The organism is Solicola gregarius, assembly GCF_025790165.1.
Taxonomy (GTDB): domain Bacteria; phylum Actinomycetota; class Actinomycetes; order Propionibacteriales; family Nocardioidaceae; genus Solicola; species Solicola gregarius.
This window is the reverse complement of sequence record NZ_CP094970.1, coordinates 2,307,837-2,325,274: the sequence shown is the minus strand read 5'-3', so window position 1 is coordinate 2,325,274 and position 17,438 is coordinate 2,307,837. Positions and strand designations below refer to the sequence as shown.

Sequence of the window (17,438 nt, the reverse complement as noted above, 5' to 3'; positions counted from 1 at the left end):
GAGCATTGGAGGGTCTTCTCAGATGACGGTGTAGGTCGGCCGGGCGCGTCGGTCCGCAGATAGACGTCGAGGTCTCCCGACGACGGAGGTTCCTACGCCATCCATCCGAAAGACCTCGACGTGTCCGACGCTACCCCGCCTGCCGGCTTCGGCCGCCCTGACCTGACCGCCTTCGCTCGACTCGACGGCCTCGGTCTGAGCGTGACCGGACAACAACTTGAGCCGGATCGTGCGGTCCTCGCGTGCCGCGTGGTGGAACCAGATCAGTGGTGCCGACGGTGCGGCAGCGAAGGCGCTGCTCGTGACACCGTGATCCGGCGGTTGGCCCACGAGCCGCTGGGCTGGCGACCGACCGTGCTGGAAGTTGTAGTGCGCCGCTACCGCTGTGCCGACTGCGGACACGTGTGGCGCCAAGACACCAGCGCCGCGGCGGAGCCACGCGCGAAGCTCTCGCGCACCGGGCTGCGGTGGGCGCTGGAAGGGATCGTGGTCGCACACCTCACCGTCGCCCGTGTCGCCGAGGGACTCGGGGTCGCGTGGGACACCGCCAACAACGCGGTCCTGGCTGAAGGCAAGCGGCTGCTGATCAACGACCCCACGCGGTTCGAGGGCGTGAAGGTCATTGGCGTCGATGAGCACGTCTGGCGCCACACCAGGCGTGGCGACAAGTACGTCACCGTGATCATCGACCTCACCCCGGTTCGCGATGGCGCCGGCCCAGCAAGGCTGCTGGACATGGTCGAGGGCCGGTCGAAGGCGGCGTTCAAGACCTGGCTCGCCGACCGCGACGACGCCTTCCGTGACGCGGTCGAGGTGGTCGCGATGGACGGCTTCACCGGGTTCAAGACCGCCGCTGCAGAGGAGATCCCGGACGCGGTCACGGTGATGGATCCCTTCCACGTCGTGCGCCTGGCCGGTGACGCCCTCGACAGGTGCCGGCGCCGGGTCCAACTCGCGATCCACGGGCACCGTGGGTTCAGGGACGACCCGCTCTACAAGTCGCGGCGCACGCTGCACACCGGCGCGGACCTGCTCACCGACAAGCAGAGCGACAGGCTACGCGCGCTGTTCGTTGATGACGCTCACGTCGAGGTCGAGGCGACCTGGGGTGTCTACCAGCGCATGATCGCCGCCTATCGCCACGAGGACCGGCAACGTGGCCGCGAGCTCATGGAGAAGCTGATCACCGACCTCAGCGCCGGCGTCCCCAAGGTGCTCACCGAGCTCACCACCCTGGGCCGGACCCTGAAGAAGCGAGCCGCTGACGTGCTCGCCTACTTCGAACGACCCGGCACCAGCAACGGGCCGACCGAGGCGCTCAACGGACGGCTCGAACACCTGCGCGGCTCCGCACTCGGGTTCCGCAACCTGACCAACTACATCGCCCGAAGCCTGCTCGAGACCGGCGGCTTCAGACCCCAACTCCTACACCCCCGATTGGGATGAGCCGCATTGGAGCCTGAGTTCCCTACTCCTCAGGAAGTTCAATGACCGGAATGAACTCAACCAGTGGCATGGGATCCCGGGTCAGGTCGTACTCCCCGAGTAATCGGATGTAGGTCCGGCGATCGATCTCCCAGTCGTACGCAGATAACGGCCCATCCCTCTGGGCGGCCAGAAACACAAGATCCGCGATCAGGCGGGTCGCTCGCCCATTGCCGTCAACGAACGGGTGAATGTGCACTAAGCCCGCATGGGATGCGACTCCGAGAACCCGAGGTGTCAACCCGGTGGTGTGCTCCCATTGGTAGCGGAGGTCATCAAGGCAATTGCGCAGGTCTACGGCGATGCGCTCCGAAGCGATGCCGATGTTTGTCTCACGCGACCGCTGCCGACCGCCCCAATCCCAAACGGGCCCGTAGAGCCGCCCGTGAAGCTCGCGAACGAAGTAGCCGGTGAGGAGGGTCTCGCGCCGGCTTCGGGCTCGCGGGCCATCAGGCCTTGGAGCGCAGTGATGTCACGAACCGCTCGACCTTCTCAGAACGGACATGGTCGGCGGGCACGACGCGCTGCTCCAATTGAGCAGAAGCCTTCGTGGAGCGTACGACGAACTCGCGACGGGTCTTGGCGGACATCCTTCGCTTGGTCATCGCTCCTCCTCGGGTCTTCAGCGTAGTCGTCTTCTGGTGACACGTTCGCGGTCAGTAGTACCAGGGGTAGTCCGACCAGTCGGGGTCGCGCTTCTCGAGAAACTGGTCGCGCCCCTCCTGCGCCTCGTCGGTCATGTACGCGAGCCGGGTAGTCTCACCGGCGAAGAGCTGCTGCCCGACCAGCCCGTCGTCGATCAGGTTGAAGGCGTACTTGAGCATCCGCTGCGCGGTCGGGCTCTTGCCGTTGATCAGCCGGCCCCACTCGAGCGCGGTCGACTCGAGCTCGTCATGCGGGACGGCACGGTTGACCGCGCCCATCCGGACGCCGTCGTCGGCCGAGTACTCCTGGCCGAGGAAGAAGATCTCGCGGGCGAACTTCTGCCCGACCTGACGCGCGAGGTACGCCGAGCCGAACCCGCCGTCGAACGACCCGACGTCGGCATCGGTCTGCTTGAACCGCCCGTGCTCGCGGCTTGCAATGGTCAGGTCGCAGACGACGTGCAGGCTGTGCCCGCCGCCGGCCGCCCAGCCATTGACCAGGCAGATGACCACCTTCGGCATGAACCGGATCACGCGTTGCGCCTCGAGGATGTGCAGGCGTGCCGTCCGTGCCTTGTCGATCGGGTTCGGCTGCTCGCCGGCGGCACCGCCGTGCTCCGTCTCGTACTGATATCCCTCCTTGCCGCGGATGCGCTGATCCCCGCCGGTGCAGAACGCCCGCTTGCCGTTCTTCGGGCTCGGGCCGTTGCCGGTGAGCAGTACGCACCCGACGTCGGCGGACGTACGCGCATGGTCGAGCACGCTCAGCAGCTCGTCGACCGTGTGTGGCCGGAAGGCATTGAGCACATCCGGTCGGTCGAACGCGATGCGTACGGTGCCCTGGTCGACGGCACGGTGGTACGTCAGGTCGGTGAGTGACTCGAAACCGGCGACCGGCTTCCAGGCATCGGGGTCGAAGGTCTCGGAAACGGAGGACACGTCGCTCATCGCCCCAGGCTCTCAGACCGTTGCCCGGTCCGCGAACGTGACATCGGGAGTGGCGCATTCCGGATACCGACGGTATCTTGAACGCCATGTCTACAGATCTCACCGGCAAGGTCGCGGTCGTCACCGGCGCAGCGCGCGGCATCGGGGCAGGCGTCGCGAAGGGGCTCGCCGATCGGGGCGCGAAGATCGCCCTGATCGGGTTGGAACCCGACGAGCTCAAGCGGGTCGCCGATGATCTCGGCGAGCAGCACGCCTGGTGGGAGGCCGACGTACGCGACACCGACGCGCTCACCCTCGCGATCGACGCCGCGGCGGAGAAGTTCGGCCGCATCGACCTCGTACTCGCGAATGCCGGCATCTCCAGCTACGGCACCGTCCGCCAGATCGATCCCGAGGCGTGGGAGCGCGTCGTCGATGTCAACCTCACCGGCGTCTTCCGTACGCTCCACGCGGCGATCCCCCACCTCGAGAAGACCCGCGGCTACGCACTCGTCGTCTCGTCGCAGGCAGCGTTCACTCCCCTTGCGGGCCTGTCTCCGTACAACGCCAGCAAGGCCGGGGCCGAGGCCCTCGCGCTCGCGTGCCGCCAGGAGGTGATGCACCTCGGCATCGGTGTCGGCGTCTGTCACCCGTCGTGGGTCGACACCGACATCGTGCGCGGCGCGGAGGCCGATCTACCCAGCTTCCGCGAAACCCGCAAGAACCTGCCGTGGCCCGCCAACAAGACGACGACGCTCGACACGTGCGTGCAGCTGATCTGCGAGGGCATGATCCGGCGCAAGCGCCGCGTGTACGTCCCCCGCGAGGTCGTCGTCTCGAACCTCACCCGCCAGCTCCTCGTCTCCGGTCTCGTCGAGCCGATAGTCAAGCGAATGGCCAAGCGCGCCGTACCTCGGCTGGAGCAAGAGGTCGAGGCGCTCGGCCGCTCGCACTCGCAGCACATCCCGGTCACGCAGAAGGCGAAGAAGCGGGACTGATCGTCGACGCAAGCCCGGCCAGATGACCGAGTCGGGCAAGCTCGGAGTCGAGTACCTCCGGCCCGCCGCGACGGCCGAAGACCACCACGGCGTCGTGCCCCGGAACGCCTGCGCCCGCGAGCACGGTTGCACGCCACTCGGCCACGTCGGGCAGCCGTTCAGCGCGTTCGAGATCGAGCCATCCGGCCATCTCGTCGACGTACTCCGGCGCGGCAGAGGTCGCGGCGAGCAGACACACGTCACCCGCACGCCGACCAACGGCGACCGCCCAGTCGGCCCGGAACGTCGCCGGCAACGACTCGGCGAGCCGTTCGACCGCCTTGCGCGGGTTGCCCGTCATGGCCTCGACCGCCTCGAGATCCATCCGCAGGCTGGCACCGGCCGGATAGCGCGAGATCCAGTTCACGCGCACCCCGTCGATCGCCTGACACGCCGAGACCAGCGAGTCGGGCATCATCGACGTCGGCATCTCCAGCAGCACGTCGTCGACTGCGCGGCCGTCGTCGCGATGCTCGACGATCTCGATCGCCTCGATGTCGGCGCCGGCCTCACCCAGTGCGGTCGCGACGGCTCCGAGCGACCCCGGTACATCGGGCAGCTCGAGGCGGAGCAGGAAGGACATGCGTCCATTGTCCGCCGTGATCGTTTCGACCGCGTGTCGTATCCACGAACCGGACGCGTGATCAGCCCTGATCGGCGTACTCGTGGGGGTTGGCGGACCGGACGGGTGCGCTGTTGGGTGCCTTCGAACGGATACAGCCGGCCGGCTGACCGACCTTCCGCAGGCCCTTCCGGTCACCGTTGCCCCACTTCGCCTTCCGGCGGTACGTGTAGTGGAACATGATTTCCGAACGCCGCTCCACGTGCGCGAGCCCCATGGAATGACCGAGCTCGTGCATCAGCAGCTGCCCGCGCGTACCGTAGCCGCCCCGCGGACCCTTGCCGAAGCCCTTCGGGTACTTGTAGCGGTACTTGCTGTTGAGTAGGACCCAGCCCTTGGTGAACTTCCCCGTCCTCTTGCTGACCCGCCACCAGTAGCCGCCACCCCAGCCGCCCAGGTTCTTCAGCACCTGGCGCTTCTTCGGTGTCGTCCACGCGATCACCAGGTCGGTCTTGCCTTTGTACCGCTTCGGGCTGTGGATGTTCGGCACGGTCTTGGTGCGCCCTTGGTACGTGAACCGTAGGCCGGACGCGCGATGGAGCCGCTTGACGGCCTTCAAGGTGTCCTTGACGAAGCCGGCACGCGGCGACTTGCGGGCGTTGATCTTGTAATGGATCTTCTGGCACGGGTTCCAGCGCGCGATGTAGGGGTAGCCCTCGTCCTTGGACAGGATGTTGTATCCCTTGCTCTTTCGCGCGTTGGCGCTCGCGGACACCTCCGAGTCTTGCGGGTCGTCCGCACTAGCGGCCCCGAGCAGGCCGGCCGACAACGCAAGCACGGCGGGGATGGCAACGGTCGCTCTGCGGGCTCGCAACTCCACGGTCACGCTCTCCTCTCGCTGCCCGTCGTACGGTCGACGGCGCCCGGGCTTGGGGGCGCAGCCTATGAGACGAACCGGTCACCCGCCGGCGCGGGCAACCGACTGCCGCGCCGGCGCGTCGATTGTTCGAGTCCGTATTGAGTAGAGAGGGGCAACGCTCAATGAGCAGTTTGAAGGTCGACGACCGTGCCTGGGAGATGCCCACGTACGCGGGCGAGCCACCGTCGCCTCGGCGGCTGCGGGTCTGGGAGACACGATCCGGCGACCTGCTCGCGGTCATCACCGAGACCGGCGAGGGTGTGCCCGTGACGGACGTCGCGGCCGAGGCGTACGCCGCGGTGCGCGAGTTGTACGCCGGTGCGCGGGTGTTCGAGCACTACCCACAGTTGCGCGACGAACAGGAGACCCTCGACGAGATCCGGGTCGCCGACGGCGAGGTCGGCTGGACACGGGTCGTGCCGGGTGACGTCGACGCCGACTGGCTCCCGCTCGACGACTAGATGCAAATTCTCTGCGGTGGGTCACGACGCCTTGTCCGTGTCGTTGCCAGGAGGTGATCCTGCTGCCCGGGAGAGACTCGGCATCGTGGCACTGAGGAGCCCGAGCAGGCAGACGATCGCCGCGATCACGAACGGGATGGCCGCCGTGCCGTTGCCGTGGTGTTGGGTCAGGGTGACGCTGGAGACGGCGGCCGCGACGGTGGCACCGACCTGACGAGTGGCGTTGAGGATGCCACCGACAGATCCGGCAGCTTCGGGATCAGCGTGATTGACGGCAAACCCGACCAGTGCGGGCAGAGTCCACGAGACGCCGAGCCCGCAGAGGAGAAGGCCGAGGCCGAGCACGAACGGCTGGTGACCGTCGGCAAGTGCCGAGGCTGCGAGGCCCAGGCCAATCGGGAACGCGACAAAGCCCAGCCGGATCGGCAGTAGCGGTCCATAGGCGGTGACGAGACGGCCCGTAGCCAAGGGGTTCAGTGCGACCAGCAGTGTCATCGGCAGCAACGTCGCCCCCGCACTCTGTGCGGTCCCGTGGAGCAGGAGCGGGATGGAGAAGATCACGGTGGTGAGCGCGTAGTTGACTGCCGCAGCCCATCCGAACCCCCTCCACACCGCACGGTTGCGGCGCAGGACCGCCGGGACGATCGGTGCGGGCGAGGTTCGGTCGATCCTCGTCGTGCCGTACCCCAGCCCGAGGGCGATGAGACTGAACACTGCCGCCAGGGCCCAGGTCCGTTGACCAGCCTGGGTGATCGCGAGCGTTGCGGTGGCGAGCGTTGCCGCCAACCCAAGATGGGGGAGCCAGGACACGGTGCGGCTGTGCCGCGTGCTCGCGATCTGGTTTCGGCAGAGGGCAAGCACGATGAGCGCCATCGGGGCATTGATCACGAAGACGGCGCGCCAGCCGTCGATGGCGATGAGCCACCCGCCCAGGATGGGACCGGCGGCCATGGCGGCACCGCTGATGGCTGCCCACGCGCTGATGGCTCGTCCGCGGGGTCCGGGCTCGGGATACAGGCTGGCGATCAGGCCCAGCGAGCTCGGGATGATCGCCGCGGCAAAGAGTCCGAGCAGTGTCCGGAACACGAGGAGGAGCGCGAGGTTCGGCGCGAGTGCGCAGGCCAGAGACACTACGCCGAATCCAACGACTCCGACGATGAACACCGGGTGGGCACCCAGACGGTCGGCGAGACTCCCGCCGAACACCAATGCGGATGCCAACGCCATCGTATAGATCGTGGTGGCCCAGCCGACGCCGACCACCCCGGTGTGGAGCGAGGCCATGATGGTGGGCTCGGCAACGGCGAGCACCGTGGTGTCCAGCAGCACCATGAAATAGGCCAGTGAGATGCCGACGAGCTGTCCGGTCGGTCGACGGGCCCGTTGGCGTTGAGCCGGGATGGATGATGTTGCGGACACGGATTCTCCTTGGACCGGAGCGGAAAGCTGATGCCCTACGCTCGTCCTTCACCGCCTGGGGCTCGACCGGCACTGCCGCATCAGCGTTCGGAATACCCGAACTCCTGCCTAGAGTGAGCACGTGGACCTGGACCAACTCCGGACCGCCATCGCGCTCCTGCAGCACCAGACCGTCAACAAGACTGCGGCGGCCCAGGGTTTGGCGCCGTCGACGGTTTCCGATCGGGTGCGTCGACTCGAGTCCGACCTCGGCTCACCGCTGTTCACTCGCGACCGCGCCGGCATGCACCCGACCGCTGCCGGTCGCCCCTATCTCGTCGCGGCGGCCGAAGCCCTGGTAGCGCTCGACAGTGCGGCGGACCGGCTCCACGCCCCACCAGGCCTCAGCGTTGGGGCACAGGCTTCCATCGCAGACGAGCTCCTACCGGCGATCCTTGACGATCTACGGCAAGCGCGCCCGGATCTCCACGTGCGTCTCCACCCGGATTCCGACCGTAGTCGGCTCCTCGCCGCGCTCGAACACGGTGAGATCGACGCTGTGGTACTCCTCGACGCCGGTGAACACGTCGGCGATCTCGGTTTCTCGAGGCCGAGCTCGGACTTGGAGTATCTGGACGTCCGGGATGTCGCGATGACGGTCGTCGCTCCGCCGAAGCATCCACTTCTCGGACACCGGGTGAGCATGAAGGACGTCCAGAACACAGAGGGCTTGGTCGGGCGCGAGCCGCGCTGTTCGTTCTGGATGGCCACCCGACGGTGGCTCGGCCCCGACGTCGATCTCACCGCCGTCGGCGGATTGGCACAGGTACGTGAGTGGGTGACCGCAGGCCGCGGTATCGCGCTACTGCCCGAGTTCGCAGTCCAAGCCGACCTCGACTCCGGGCGCCTCGAAGCCATCGACGTCCCGGCACCGCCGCTACGGTTGCGGCTCATCTGGCGCGAAGACCACGCCGCCGCCAACCGACTTCGTCCACTGCTCTATGCACTGACCCAGGCCTGACAACGATCAGCCCGTCGCCCACCGATCGACGAAGCGGCGCATGGCGGCGTCGGTGGCCGTACGATCACCGGTCGCCAGGAGGTCGAGCAGCAGCCCACGGGTGACGGCGATGGCCAGCCTCGCGTCCGTGTCGTCGGTGCCGGCGAACCCGGCGGCCCGCAGTACTGCGACGACCGGCTCGATCCAGTCGTCGACGACACCGTCGAGCAGGCGTACGGCCCATGGCCTCCCGGTCAGCGCCTGCCCGTAGAGCTCGAAGAACAGCCGCTCGAACGGCATCAGGTCCGGGTCGGCCCATCGCTCCCACACCGACCAGAGCCCGTCGGGCGCGGCGAGGTCCGGACCGTCGGCCAACGTCGTCAGCGCCGCCTGCTGGCGGCGCTCCATCTCGGTGATGACGGCGACGAGTACGCCCTCCTTCGACCCGAAGTGATGGATGAGCATGCGATGGCTCGTGCCGACACCCGTCGCGATGTCCCGCAGGCTCGCGTGCGCGATGCCGTTCGCCTCGGCGTACTCGAGCAGGGCGTCCACCAGCTTCGTACGCGCTTCCGTCGGCATGTACCAAATGGTACATTGACGTCATGGAGTTCGAGTTGTCCACCCAGGTCGATGCCTCTCCCGACGACGTCTGGGCGGTTGTGGCAGATGTCGAGTCGTGGCCGTCGGTCACCGACTCGATGGACGAGGTCCGGGTGACCTCGGAAGGTGCGTTCGGCGTCGGCAGTACGGCGAAGGTCAAGCAGCCGAAGATCCCCCTGCTCACCTGGACCGTCACCGATTGGCGCGAGGGGCGGAGCTTCGTGTGGCAGACGTCGTCGCTCGGCGTGACGATCGTCGCTTCGCATGATGTCCGGGCGACGAGCGACGGCACGAGGCTGACGCTCGGCATCGACCAACACGGCCTGCTCTCGCCCTTGGCCCAGCTGATGACCGGCAAGCGCGCCAAGCAGTACGTACAGATGGAGTTGGCGGGTACGAAACGCGCCGCCGAGGAGCGCGCCCGGTCTAAGAGCTGAGCCGTTCGGCGCGGGCCTGCAGGTAGCACCGCTCAGCGGCATTGCCGGTTGCCTGCGCGGCGCGCAGGTAGCTCCGCCTGGCCCCGTCGACGTCGCCGGACAGCTCGAGCAGGTGCGCGCGTACGGACTCCAGCCGGTGATGGCCGACGAGGGCCGGATCCGCCTCCGCGTCGGCGAGCTCGGCGAGTGCCGCCTCGGGTCCGGCGACCCGGGCGAGCGCGACGGCGCGGTTCAACGTGACCATCGGGCCGGGGGCGCTGATGCGCAGCAGGTCATAGAGCGAGAGGATCTGCCGCCAGTCCGTGTCCTCGGCGCGGCTCCCCTCGTCGTGCAGCGCCGCGATCGCGGCCTGCAGCTGGTACGGCCCGATCGGCGTGTGCTCGAGCGCCCAGGTGACCAGCTCCGTACCTTCGGCGATCAGCGCGGCGTCCCACAGCGAGCGGTCCTGGTCCGCGAGCGCCACCAGCGATCCGTCCGCGTACGTACGTGCCGGGCGGCGCGCTTCGGTCAGCAGCATCAGCGCAAGGACGCCCGCCACCTCGCCGTCCTCCGGGAGCAGGTCCCGAAGTTGGCGGGCCAGCCGGATCGCCTCGCTGGTGAGGTCGACCCGGTCGAGGGTGTCGCCGGTGCTCGCGGTGTAGCCCTCGTTGAAGATCAAATACAGCACGTGCGCGACCGCAGCGGCGCGCTCCGCTCGCTCGGACTCCGGCGGCATGGAGAAGTCGGCGCCCGCGTCCCGAACCGCGCGCTTGGCGCGGCTGATCCGCTGACCCATCGTCGCCTCGGATACGAGGAACGCGCGCGCGATCTCGACAGTGGTCAGCCCACCAACGGCGCGTAACGTCAACGCGACCTGCGACTCTGTCGTCAGCGCGGGATGGCAGCAGAGCATCAGCAGGGCGAGCGTGTCATCCGATCCCGGCGCATACTGCCCGATCTCCTTCGCCGCGACCGTCTCCTCGCGGCGCCGCCGGGCGTCGTCGCTGCGCCGTTGCTCGATCCACCGGCGGGACGCGACTCTTACCAGCCAGCCGACGGGGTTGTCGGGTACGCCGTCGTCCGGCCATTGCGTCGCCGCGGCGATCAGCGCCTCCTGGGTCGCGTCCTCGCACGAGTCGAAGTCGGCATACCTGCGTACGAGCGCCGCGACCACCTTCGGAGCGGACTCGCGCAGCAGGCGCTCGACCTCGGTCATAGGCCGATATCGCTCAGATCGATGGTGGGATGCACCTCGACCCTGCCGAACTCCGCCTCCGGGATCCGCGCCGCGTACGCGACGGCGCGGTCCATGTCGTCGCAGTCGACGAGGTAGAACCCCGCGAGCTCCTCCTTGGCCTCCGCGAACGGCCCGTCGGTGACGATCGTCCTGCCGTCGCGTACCTCGACCTGCTTGGCGGCGGACGCGCGGTCGAGCGCCTCGTGCGCGATCGACTCGCCGGACGCCTCGAGGTCGGCCGTGAGCGCGACGTACGCGCGTACGCCCTCGACGCGCTCATCGTCGGGCATGGACAGCCAGATATCGCGGGACGCCGGATTGTCGTAGATCAGGATCAGGTACTTCACGACCGCCTCCAAGGCATCGAACGGCTACCTGTCGCCATCGTCGCCGAAGAGGGGGACGTCGTCACCACGCACCGGCTTCGCGGGACCGGGCGGTGGCAGCGTCTGCGACTCGACCCACTGGGCGCGGCCCAGGGCGTGGGACCGAGTCGCCGCCGGATGCGCGGGGTTGCGCTTCGCCCAGGCGTCCTTGTCATCGAGCGCATCGCAGACGAGTCCCCACGTCTCCCACGACGACGGCGGATGTACGTCGGCCGCGCGGGCGAGGCGCCGCCGCGCGGCGTCGGTCATCGTCTGCAAGTCGGCCGACCCCAATGCCCGCTCCCAGCAGTACGACGCCAGCGCACGTACCTTCTCCGCGCGTCGTGCCGCCGCCTGCTCGGTGTGGCCGAAGTCGGCGAACGCGTCACTCACGGCTCTCCCTTCGGCGGAATCCGGCAGCGTCGCCCGGCGTTGGGCGAGGTGATGGACGGTTCTGTGGACGGTACCGCGCGGGCACGCGCCGACGCACGCGAGTGCGGTTTGGCGATCGAGGTGCGCGAGCGTCCGCAGGCGCGCTCGTTGGAGGAGGCCGCCGCCGCGCTCGGCGTCGAGCCGCTCCAGGTCGTGAAGACGCTCGTCATACGCCGCGGCGCCGGCGACTACGTACTCGCGCTCGTGCCCGGCGACCGGACGCTGTCGTGGCCGCGCCTGCGCGCAGCCGCGGGCGCGAACCGGATGAGCCTCCCCGATGCCGACGAGGCGCGCGCGGCGACGGGATACGAGCGCGGCACGATCACGCCGATCGGCTGCCATCACCCGTGGCCGGTGTTCGTCGACGCCTCGATCTCGGGCCGCGTCGCGATCGGTTCGGGGAGCCATCGGCACAGCATCGTCGTCGATGCCGCCGACCTCGTCGCCGCGTACGACGCAACGGTCGTACCGCTGACCGGCTGATGTCGAAATCGCCGGCCTAGCTTCTACACCTCCTCGAGAGGCGCCGGGAACCTCCCGGACCCGAAGGAGGCAGATATGCGCAAGATCGTCGCCGGGCTGTACGCATCGCTCGCCGGAGTCGTCGACTCCGGCGGGTCGGACAGCTGGCAGGCACCGTACCTGGACGCGGAGGCACTCGCCGGAATCGAGGCAGGGATCGCGCAGGCAGACGCGATCCTGCTCGGCCGCCGTACGTACCTGGAGTTCGCCGAGCTCTGGCCCGCTCAGCCCGACAGTCCGATGACGCGGTTCATGAACGAGACGCCGAAGTACATCGCCTCGACGACGTTGCAGTCGGTCGAGTGGACGAACAGCCGGCTGTTGACCGGCGAGCTGACCGAGGCCCTCCGAACACTGAGAAGTCAACCCGGCAAGAACATCCTGGTGCCGGGGAGCCCAAGGCTCGTCCGCGTGCTGCTGGAGACGGGCATGCTCGACGAGCTGCACCTGAACATCCTGCCGATCGCCGTCGGGTCGGGCACGCACCTCTTCGATGGGCTCGCCGACCACGTCGGTCTCGATCTGGTCGAGGTGACGCCGCTGCGCAGCGGCGTACTGAGCGCGGCATACCACCCGGCCGAGCCCGGCTCCAACAGATGAGGAGAGACACGATGACAACGAATACGACACACGACGAGGCCGAGATCCGCGATCTGATCGACGTCGCCGCGACCGCTATGCGCGGTCGCGACGCCGACGCCATGGTGGCGCGTTACACCGACGACGTCGTGGAGTACAGCCTCGCGCCGCCGTTGCGACAGGAGACGTCGACGTCGGTCGATCCGGGCACCGTTCGCGCCTGGTTCGCAGGTTTCGACGGCCCCATCGACCACGCGGTACGCGATCTCGAGATCAGCGTCGGCGGCGACGTCGCGTACTGCCATGGTTTGAACCGCCTCACCGCGACACCTGCAGGGGCACCCGAGAGCTTCACGCTCTGGTTCCGCTTCACGGCCGGCCTACGTAAGGTCGGCGGCGGCTGGCGGATCGCACACCTGCACGAGTCGACGCCGTTCTACATGGACATGAGTCCGGACGGCACCTTCCGCGCCGCGGTCGATCTGACGCCGTAGAGCGGCCGCGGCGACGGCTGTGTGGAACCAATACGCAGAGCCGTACGTCTGAGCCTCACGACATGCACACGAGGAGGTTCCGCGATGAAGCGCATCAACCCGACCGTCGCCGTTCCACTGGCGGGGATTCTTGCCGTCACGCTCGCGATCGCCGGCACCACCTGGACGAGCGCGTCCGAGGACGACGAGCGCAACGGCGAGTCCGGGCGTACCCACGACGACGGCGACATGATCTCGCAGACGGTCTCACCCGACGAGCGCGAGGACGCGGCGAAGTACTGGACACCGGAGCGGATGCGTAACGCCAAGCCCGGCTGAGCCGCTGCCGTCCGGGTCAGTCCATCGTGCGCAGCGTGCAGTCGCGGAAGCCGACCGAGAACGGATCCATGCGCTCGCGGTACCACTGCCGATACACCTGGAACCTCTCGACAGAACCCATCTCCGCCGCCGCGTTCCAGCCCCGCTGATATAGGTCCTCGACCTCGGCTTCGGTCCGAGTCTTGCGGTCCTGTCCCGGCTCGGTCATTGCGGCCCCGTCCATACTCCTCACAGGAAAACTATGACGCTACGTGATTGATCGTAACGGAGAGCCATGGCGGGAGCGTGAATTGGATTGCGACATCCGGCGCGGACCGATAGACAACCCGGCATGGCACTCCGGCTCGATCCTCCGTACGTCGACCTCACCTTCATGTCCCCGCTGTCCGATCAGCGGGCCGAAGAGCTGGCGTCGTTCCTGGCCGCGGCTCCGGCGGGCACGATCGTCGACGTCGGCTGCGGTTGGGCGGAGCTGCTGCTGCGCGCCGTCGAACAGTCCGATGCGCATACCGGCGTCGGAATCGATCTCGACGGTGAGGCGATCGCGCACGGACGCAAACTCGCCGCGGCACGTGGTCTCGCCGACCGCGTCGCGCTCGTCGCCGGCGATGGTCGTACCTCGGCTCCCAGGACCCCTGCGGCGGTGATTTCGATCGGCGCGTCGCAGATCTGGCGACGCGACTCCGACGACGAGCGCCTGCCGTACGCCAGCGCGCTTGCCGGCCTGCGCGCGTTGGTCGATCGCGACGCACACGTCGTCTTCGGCGACGGCATCTGGTCGGTCCCTCCTACCCGTGAGGCGACGGCGGCACTCGGCGGTCCGGAGGACGAGATGGTCGATCTGGCAAACCTTGTCGACTTCGCGGAGGAAGCCGGGTTCATGCCGATGGCGATCGGCGAGGCGAGCGTGGACGAGTGGGACGAGTTCGAGTCCGGGTTCACCGCGTGCTACACCCGCTGGGTGTCGGAGCACCCTCCGGACCACCCCGATGCCGATGAGGCACGGTCCAGGGCGCGTCGTCAACGCGATGCGTACCTGCGCGGTTATCGCGGTGTGCTCGGCCTGGCGTACCTCCAGCTGGTCGCGGTATGAGCACCGACGACGACGAGGGCTGGCTCGCCGACACGCGCGATTCGTACGACACTGACGCCTCCGGCTACGCCGAGAAGGTGCGCGGCCTGCTCGGCGAGCGGCCCTACCTGCGTACGAGCCTCGCGTTGTTCGCCGAGCTGGTGCGCGAGGCGGGAGGCGGGCCCGTCGCCGACGTCAGTCACGGGCCGCAGCACACGTCCGAGGGATACACAGGTCGCCCGATCAACGTCGACAGTCACCACCGCCCACCGGGCCAGGTCGCAGGCTGGCTTCGCGATGCGGGGTTCACGATCGAGGCCGAAATGGTGTTCAGACCCGACGACAGCGTGCCGGGAGCGATCATCTTCGCGCGGAGTCCTGCCTGACTGCGCCGCTGGTGTCACCAACGAGGATTAGCGTGGGCGTACGCGACGGCTCGTACGAAGGCAGGCGTGATGACATCGACGGACGACACAGCGACGCTACCGGCACTCGGCATGACGCTCGACTGCGCAGATCCGGTAGGGCAAGCGCGGTTCTGGTCGCTCGCACTCGGGTACGTCGAAGCGCCCCCTCCCGCGGGTTGGGACACCTGGGAGGCGTTCCTCGTCGACCATGACGTACCGCGGGAAGAATGGGACGACGGCGCGGTGATCACCGATCCCGATGGCGTACGACCGGGGCTCTCGCTGCTGAAGGTGCCCGAGCCGAAGCGGGCGAAGAACCGCCTCCATCTCGACCTGAAAGTCTCCGGCGGCCGACACGTCGACGCCGACGAGCGAACGCGGCGGATCGACGCCAAGGTCGACGAGCTGCTCGCCGCCGGCGCCACCGTGTTCGAGCGCTACTCCACCGCCGGCACCCTCGACCACGTATCGATGCTGGATCCCGAAGACAACGAGTTCTGCGTGGTCTGAGGTCCCGGGCCGCTCAGCCTTCCGGAAGCGAGACGCTCGCCTCCGCGGTGTACGCGAAGAACGTCAGCGACTCCTGGTGGTAGAGGTGAACGTGCTCGGCGTCATGGGACAGGTAGCCGATCGACAGGTCCTGACCCAGGTGCAGCGCATAGTCACCACCGCGGGTCGACATCAGCAGCGCTCCGCCCTCGAGCGCGGGCGCCCAGATGATCTCGCCGTCGAGCAGCCGAGCGATGTGGTCACGGATCGGATAGCCGTGGTCGGTCGTCTCGGAGACCTCGGTGTAGAGGCTCGCCGAGAGCAGCAGGCAGTACGGTCCGCCGACCCCTGCGAGCCGCAGCGCGCCGAGCGCTTGGGCGACGGTTTCGGGGATCTCGCGGACGTCGGACGGCAGGCTCAGCGCGGCGTTGGAACTGCTTGCCGCGATACCGGTGATCCCGGCAGCGGTCGACCCGTGGAAGATCGCCCGGTCCTCGGCCAGGGCGATCGCCTGCACTGCATCCTTCACCGGTTGCCAGTCGGAATCCTGTGCGCCGCGCTCCACGTCGTCGACGGCCTCGCGGGTGACAGAGAACGGCACCCGCAGCTCGACGACGTGCTGCGCATCGCGGAGGCGAGCGGTCACACCCTCGGCGGGATCGTCGAGCGGGCGTACGTGGCCCGTCCCCACCGCCGCGAGGTCACCGCCGGCCGGACCGACGACGTCGACGATCCGGCGGCCGGCTATCCAACGCTTGAAGGTTCGGCGCGCCTCGTCGTCGATCTCGGTCCAGGCGGCGTCCGAGATCGGCGCGAGCTCCCGATGCAGGTTGTTCACGATCTGTCACTCCTTCTCAAGCTGCCGATGGCAAGCGATCCGTCCGCATCCGGTCGGGCGTCGACCGGCGTGGATGGCACCTCGGACACGACCGCGACGGTCGCGTCCGGGTCTTCCAGGAAATCCGCAGGTGGTACGAAGAACAGCGACCCGGTGACTGCCGTGGAGAAGTCCAGGATCCGGTCGTAGTTGCCGGGCGGGTCGCCGATGAACATGTTGCGGAGCATCTGCTCGGTGACGTCGGGGTCGGCGGCGTACCCGATGAAGTACGTGCCGAACTCATCGGAGCCGACCGCGCCGAACGGCAGGTTGTCTCGTACGATCTCCCGCTCGGTGCCATCGGGGTCGACGATGGTGTTCGCCGTGACGTGCGAGTTCGACGGCTTCACGTCGTCGGGGAGCTCGATGTCGCTGAGCTTCTCGCGGCCGATCACCCGCTCCTGTTCCTCGACCGGCAATGCGTCCCAGGCTCCGAGGTCATGCAGGTACTTCTGCACGATGACGTAGCTGCCGCCAACGTGCGCCGGATCTTCGCCGCCGATGAGCACCGCGTCGACCGCGGCCGCACCCGTCGGGCTCTCCGTGCCGTCGACGAAGCCCATCAGGTCTCGCTGGTCGAAGTACCGGAAGCCGTGTACCTCGTCGGCGACGTCCACGCGGCCCGAAAGCCGCTGCATGAGCTGGCGGGACAGCTCGAAGCACAGGTCCATCCGATCCGCCCGGAGGTGGAACAAGATGTCACCTGGCGTCGCGACCGCGACGTGCTTGGAGCCCTCCAGCTCAACGAACGGGTGCAGTCCGGCGGGGCGCGGCTGGTCGTACGCGCGGTCCCACAGCTCCGCGCCGATGCCGACCACGCAGGTGAGGTTGCCTTCGGGAATTCGGAACCGCACCGCCTGCGTCAGGCTGGGAACGTCGCCCAGCAGCTCGCGTACGTCATCCTCTGCCCCCGGCCGCACCGTGACCACGAGGAAGATCGCGGCCTTCGCGGGTGGCACCAGTACGTCCTGCGCTTTCGAGCCACACGATCCATTCGCACCACCCAAGACAGTTCTCTGGCTTCGCCGGATGCTTGCGAGATTATCAGGGCGCCCGAAGTATCGCGGAATGCTCGGCAACGGTATGATGCGTCTAGTTACAAGTCGCCCAGTCGATGGGCGACCGGTTTGATCGGCCCCGCCCTCGGTGGCCCGTATAGCGACATCCTCGTTTGTGTACGCGCGTCCTTGCGTC

Annotated in this window: 24 protein-coding genes and 1 pseudogene; 12 read left to right on the top strand and 13 right to left on the bottom strand. The window is 68.0% G+C overall.

The window, feature by feature from the left end; all coding sequences use genetic code 11:
* Positions 1-120 precede the first annotated feature (120 nt).
* Positions 121-1,446 (top strand): ISL3-like element ISPfr2 family transposase, encoded by a 1,326-nt coding sequence (locus L0C25_RS11590; protein ID WP_271635202.1) that lies wholly within the window; start codon positions 121-123, stop codon positions 1,444-1,446.
* 22 nt (positions 1,447-1,468) lie between these two features.
* Here the strand turns inward: L0C25_RS11590 and L0C25_RS24225 are convergent.
* From L0C25_RS24225 to L0C25_RS11575, 3 genes and pseudogenes are all read right to left on the bottom strand, one after another.
* Positions 1,469-1,879, bottom strand: a pseudogene (locus L0C25_RS24225) (Fic family protein); the annotation flags it as partial.
* Between the two features lie 55 nt (positions 1,880-1,934).
* The gene (locus L0C25_RS11580) at positions 1,935-2,090 is read right to left on the bottom strand and encodes a hypothetical protein (protein ID WP_271636647.1); all 156 of its coding nucleotides are present in this window, start codon (positions 2,088-2,090) and stop codon (positions 1,935-1,937) included.
* Positions 2,091-2,141: 51 nt separating this feature from the next.
* Positions 2,142-3,077: a 1,4-dihydroxy-2-naphthoyl-CoA synthase gene (locus L0C25_RS11575; RefSeq protein ID WP_271636646.1), complete on the bottom strand. Its 936-nt coding sequence runs from the start codon at positions 3,075-3,077 to the stop codon at positions 2,142-2,144.
* Between the two features lie 86 nt (positions 3,078-3,163).
* Here L0C25_RS11575 and L0C25_RS11570 point away from each other — a divergent pair, with 86 nt between their 5' ends.
* Positions 3,164-4,054: an SDR family oxidoreductase gene (locus L0C25_RS11570; RefSeq protein WP_271636645.1), complete on the top strand. Its 891-nt coding sequence runs from the start codon at positions 3,164-3,166 to the stop codon at positions 4,052-4,054.
* Here the strand turns inward: L0C25_RS11570 and L0C25_RS11565 are convergent.
* Positions 4,026-4,676, bottom strand: a complete 651-nt coding sequence (locus L0C25_RS11565; protein ID WP_271636644.1) for an ACT domain-containing protein — start codon at positions 4,674-4,676, stop codon at positions 4,026-4,028. The genes L0C25_RS11570 and L0C25_RS11565 overlap by 29 nt on opposite strands.
* Before the next feature lie 61 nt (positions 4,677-4,737).
* A complete protein-coding gene (locus L0C25_RS11560) occupies positions 4,738-5,541 on the bottom strand; it encodes a matrixin family metalloprotease (RefSeq protein ID WP_271636643.1) in 804 nt (267 codons plus the stop codon).
* Between the two features lie 155 nt (positions 5,542-5,696).
* Between L0C25_RS11560 and L0C25_RS11555 the strand changes: the two genes are divergently transcribed.
* Positions 5,697-6,035: a hypothetical protein gene (locus L0C25_RS11555; protein ID WP_271636642.1), complete on the top strand. Its 339-nt coding sequence runs from the start codon at positions 5,697-5,699 to the stop codon at positions 6,033-6,035.
* 21 nt (positions 6,036-6,056) lie between these two features.
* Here L0C25_RS11555 and L0C25_RS11550 read toward each other — a convergent pair whose 3' ends face one another.
* Positions 6,057-7,454, bottom strand: a complete 1,398-nt coding sequence (locus L0C25_RS11550; protein WP_271636641.1) for an MFS transporter — start codon at positions 7,452-7,454, stop codon at positions 6,057-6,059.
* Between the two features lie 121 nt (positions 7,455-7,575).
* Between L0C25_RS11550 and L0C25_RS11545 the strand changes: the two genes are divergently transcribed.
* Positions 7,576-8,454: a LysR family transcriptional regulator gene (locus L0C25_RS11545; RefSeq protein WP_271636640.1), complete on the top strand. Its 879-nt coding sequence runs from the start codon at positions 7,576-7,578 to the stop codon at positions 8,452-8,454.
* 6 nt (positions 8,455-8,460) lie between these two features.
* Here the strand turns inward: L0C25_RS11545 and L0C25_RS11540 are convergent, their stop codons facing one another.
* On the bottom strand, positions 8,461-9,015 hold the full coding sequence (locus L0C25_RS11540) for a TetR/AcrR family transcriptional regulator (RefSeq protein ID WP_271636639.1): 555 nt from the start codon (positions 9,013-9,015) through the stop codon (positions 8,461-8,463).
* 23 nt (positions 9,016-9,038) lie between these two features.
* Here L0C25_RS11540 and L0C25_RS11535 point away from each other — a divergent pair, with 23 nt between their 5' ends.
* Positions 9,039-9,473: an SRPBCC family protein gene (locus tag L0C25_RS11535; protein WP_271636638.1), complete on the top strand. Its 435-nt coding sequence runs from the start codon at positions 9,039-9,041 to the stop codon at positions 9,471-9,473.
* On the opposite strand, the gene L0C25_RS11530 is transcribed toward L0C25_RS11535, so the two are convergent.
* The 3 genes from L0C25_RS11530 to L0C25_RS11520 are packed head-to-tail and all read right to left on the bottom strand — an operon-like array spanning position 9,463 to position 11,447.
* Entirely contained in the window at positions 9,463-10,668 is a 1,206-nt protein-coding gene (locus L0C25_RS11530) for an RNA polymerase sigma factor (protein WP_271636637.1), read from the bottom strand. The genes L0C25_RS11535 and L0C25_RS11530 overlap by 11 nt on opposite strands.
* Positions 10,665-11,036 carry a YciI family protein gene (locus tag L0C25_RS11525; RefSeq protein WP_271636636.1) on the bottom strand — a complete coding sequence of 124 codons (372 nt, stop codon included), beginning with the start codon at positions 11,034-11,036 and terminating at the stop codon, positions 10,665-10,667. Before L0C25_RS11525 ends, L0C25_RS11530 begins: the two co-directional genes overlap by 4 nt.
* 24 nt (positions 11,037-11,060) lie before the next feature.
* Positions 11,061-11,447 (bottom strand): hypothetical protein, encoded by a 387-nt coding sequence (locus L0C25_RS11520; protein ID WP_271636635.1) that lies wholly within the window; start codon positions 11,445-11,447, stop codon positions 11,061-11,063.
* 63 nt (positions 11,448-11,510) lie between these two features.
* Between L0C25_RS11520 and L0C25_RS11515 the strand changes: the two genes are divergently transcribed.
* The 4 genes from L0C25_RS11515 (at position 11,511) to L0C25_RS11500 (ending at position 13,399) form a co-directional block, all read left to right on the top strand.
* Positions 11,511-11,969 carry an aminoacyl-tRNA deacylase gene (locus tag L0C25_RS11515; protein WP_271636634.1) on the top strand — a complete coding sequence of 153 codons (459 nt, stop codon included), beginning with the start codon at positions 11,511-11,513 and terminating at the stop codon, positions 11,967-11,969.
* Positions 11,970-12,044: 75 nt separating this feature from the next.
* Positions 12,045-12,608, top strand: a complete 564-nt coding sequence (locus L0C25_RS11510; RefSeq protein ID WP_271636633.1) for a dihydrofolate reductase family protein — start codon at positions 12,045-12,047, stop codon at positions 12,606-12,608.
* 11 nt (positions 12,609-12,619) lie between these two features.
* The gene (locus L0C25_RS11505; protein WP_271636632.1) at positions 12,620-13,081 is read left to right on the top strand and encodes a YybH family protein; all 462 of its coding nucleotides are present in this window, start codon (positions 12,620-12,622) and stop codon (positions 13,079-13,081) included.
* Between the two features lie 84 nt (positions 13,082-13,165).
* A complete protein-coding gene (locus tag L0C25_RS11500) occupies positions 13,166-13,399 on the top strand; it encodes a hypothetical protein (RefSeq protein WP_271636631.1) in 234 nt (77 codons plus the stop codon).
* A 16-nt stretch (positions 13,400-13,415) separates the two neighbouring features.
* Here L0C25_RS11500 and L0C25_RS11495 read toward each other — a convergent pair whose 3' ends face one another.
* Complete coding sequence (locus L0C25_RS11495) at positions 13,416-13,607, bottom strand: hypothetical protein (RefSeq protein WP_271636630.1); 192 nt, start codon at positions 13,605-13,607, stop codon at positions 13,416-13,418.
* Positions 13,608-13,730: 123 nt separating this feature from the next.
* On the opposite strand from L0C25_RS11495, the gene L0C25_RS11490 reads away from it, so the two are divergent.
* The 3 genes from L0C25_RS11490 to L0C25_RS11480 all read left to right on the top strand — a co-directional run bounded on the left by L0C25_RS11490 (position 13,731) and on the right by L0C25_RS11480 (position 15,388).
* A complete protein-coding gene (locus L0C25_RS11490) occupies positions 13,731-14,492 on the top strand; it encodes an SAM-dependent methyltransferase (protein ID WP_271636629.1) in 762 nt (253 codons plus the stop codon).
* The gene (locus L0C25_RS11485; protein ID WP_271636628.1) at positions 14,489-14,857 is read left to right on the top strand and encodes a hypothetical protein; all 369 of its coding nucleotides are present in this window, start codon (positions 14,489-14,491) and stop codon (positions 14,855-14,857) included. Before L0C25_RS11490 ends, L0C25_RS11485 begins: the two co-directional genes overlap by 4 nt.
* A 69-nt stretch (positions 14,858-14,926) precedes the next feature.
* Entirely contained in the window at positions 14,927-15,388 is a 462-nt protein-coding gene (locus L0C25_RS11480; RefSeq protein WP_271636822.1) for a VOC family protein, read from the top strand.
* Between the two features lie 13 nt (positions 15,389-15,401).
* On the opposite strand, the gene L0C25_RS11475 is transcribed toward L0C25_RS11480, so the two are convergent.
* Both L0C25_RS11475 and L0C25_RS11470 read right to left on the bottom strand, forming a co-directional pair.
* Positions 15,402-16,205, bottom strand: coding sequence for a family 1 encapsulin nanocompartment shell protein (locus tag L0C25_RS11475; protein ID WP_271636627.1), 804 nt, complete (start codon positions 16,203-16,205; stop codon positions 15,402-15,404).
* Complete coding sequence (locus tag L0C25_RS11470; RefSeq protein WP_271636626.1) at positions 16,202-17,203, bottom strand: Dyp-type peroxidase; 1,002 nt, start codon at positions 17,201-17,203, stop codon at positions 16,202-16,204. The genes L0C25_RS11475 and L0C25_RS11470 overlap by 4 nt, the downstream gene beginning before the upstream one ends.
* Positions 17,204-17,438 lie beyond the last annotated feature (235 nt).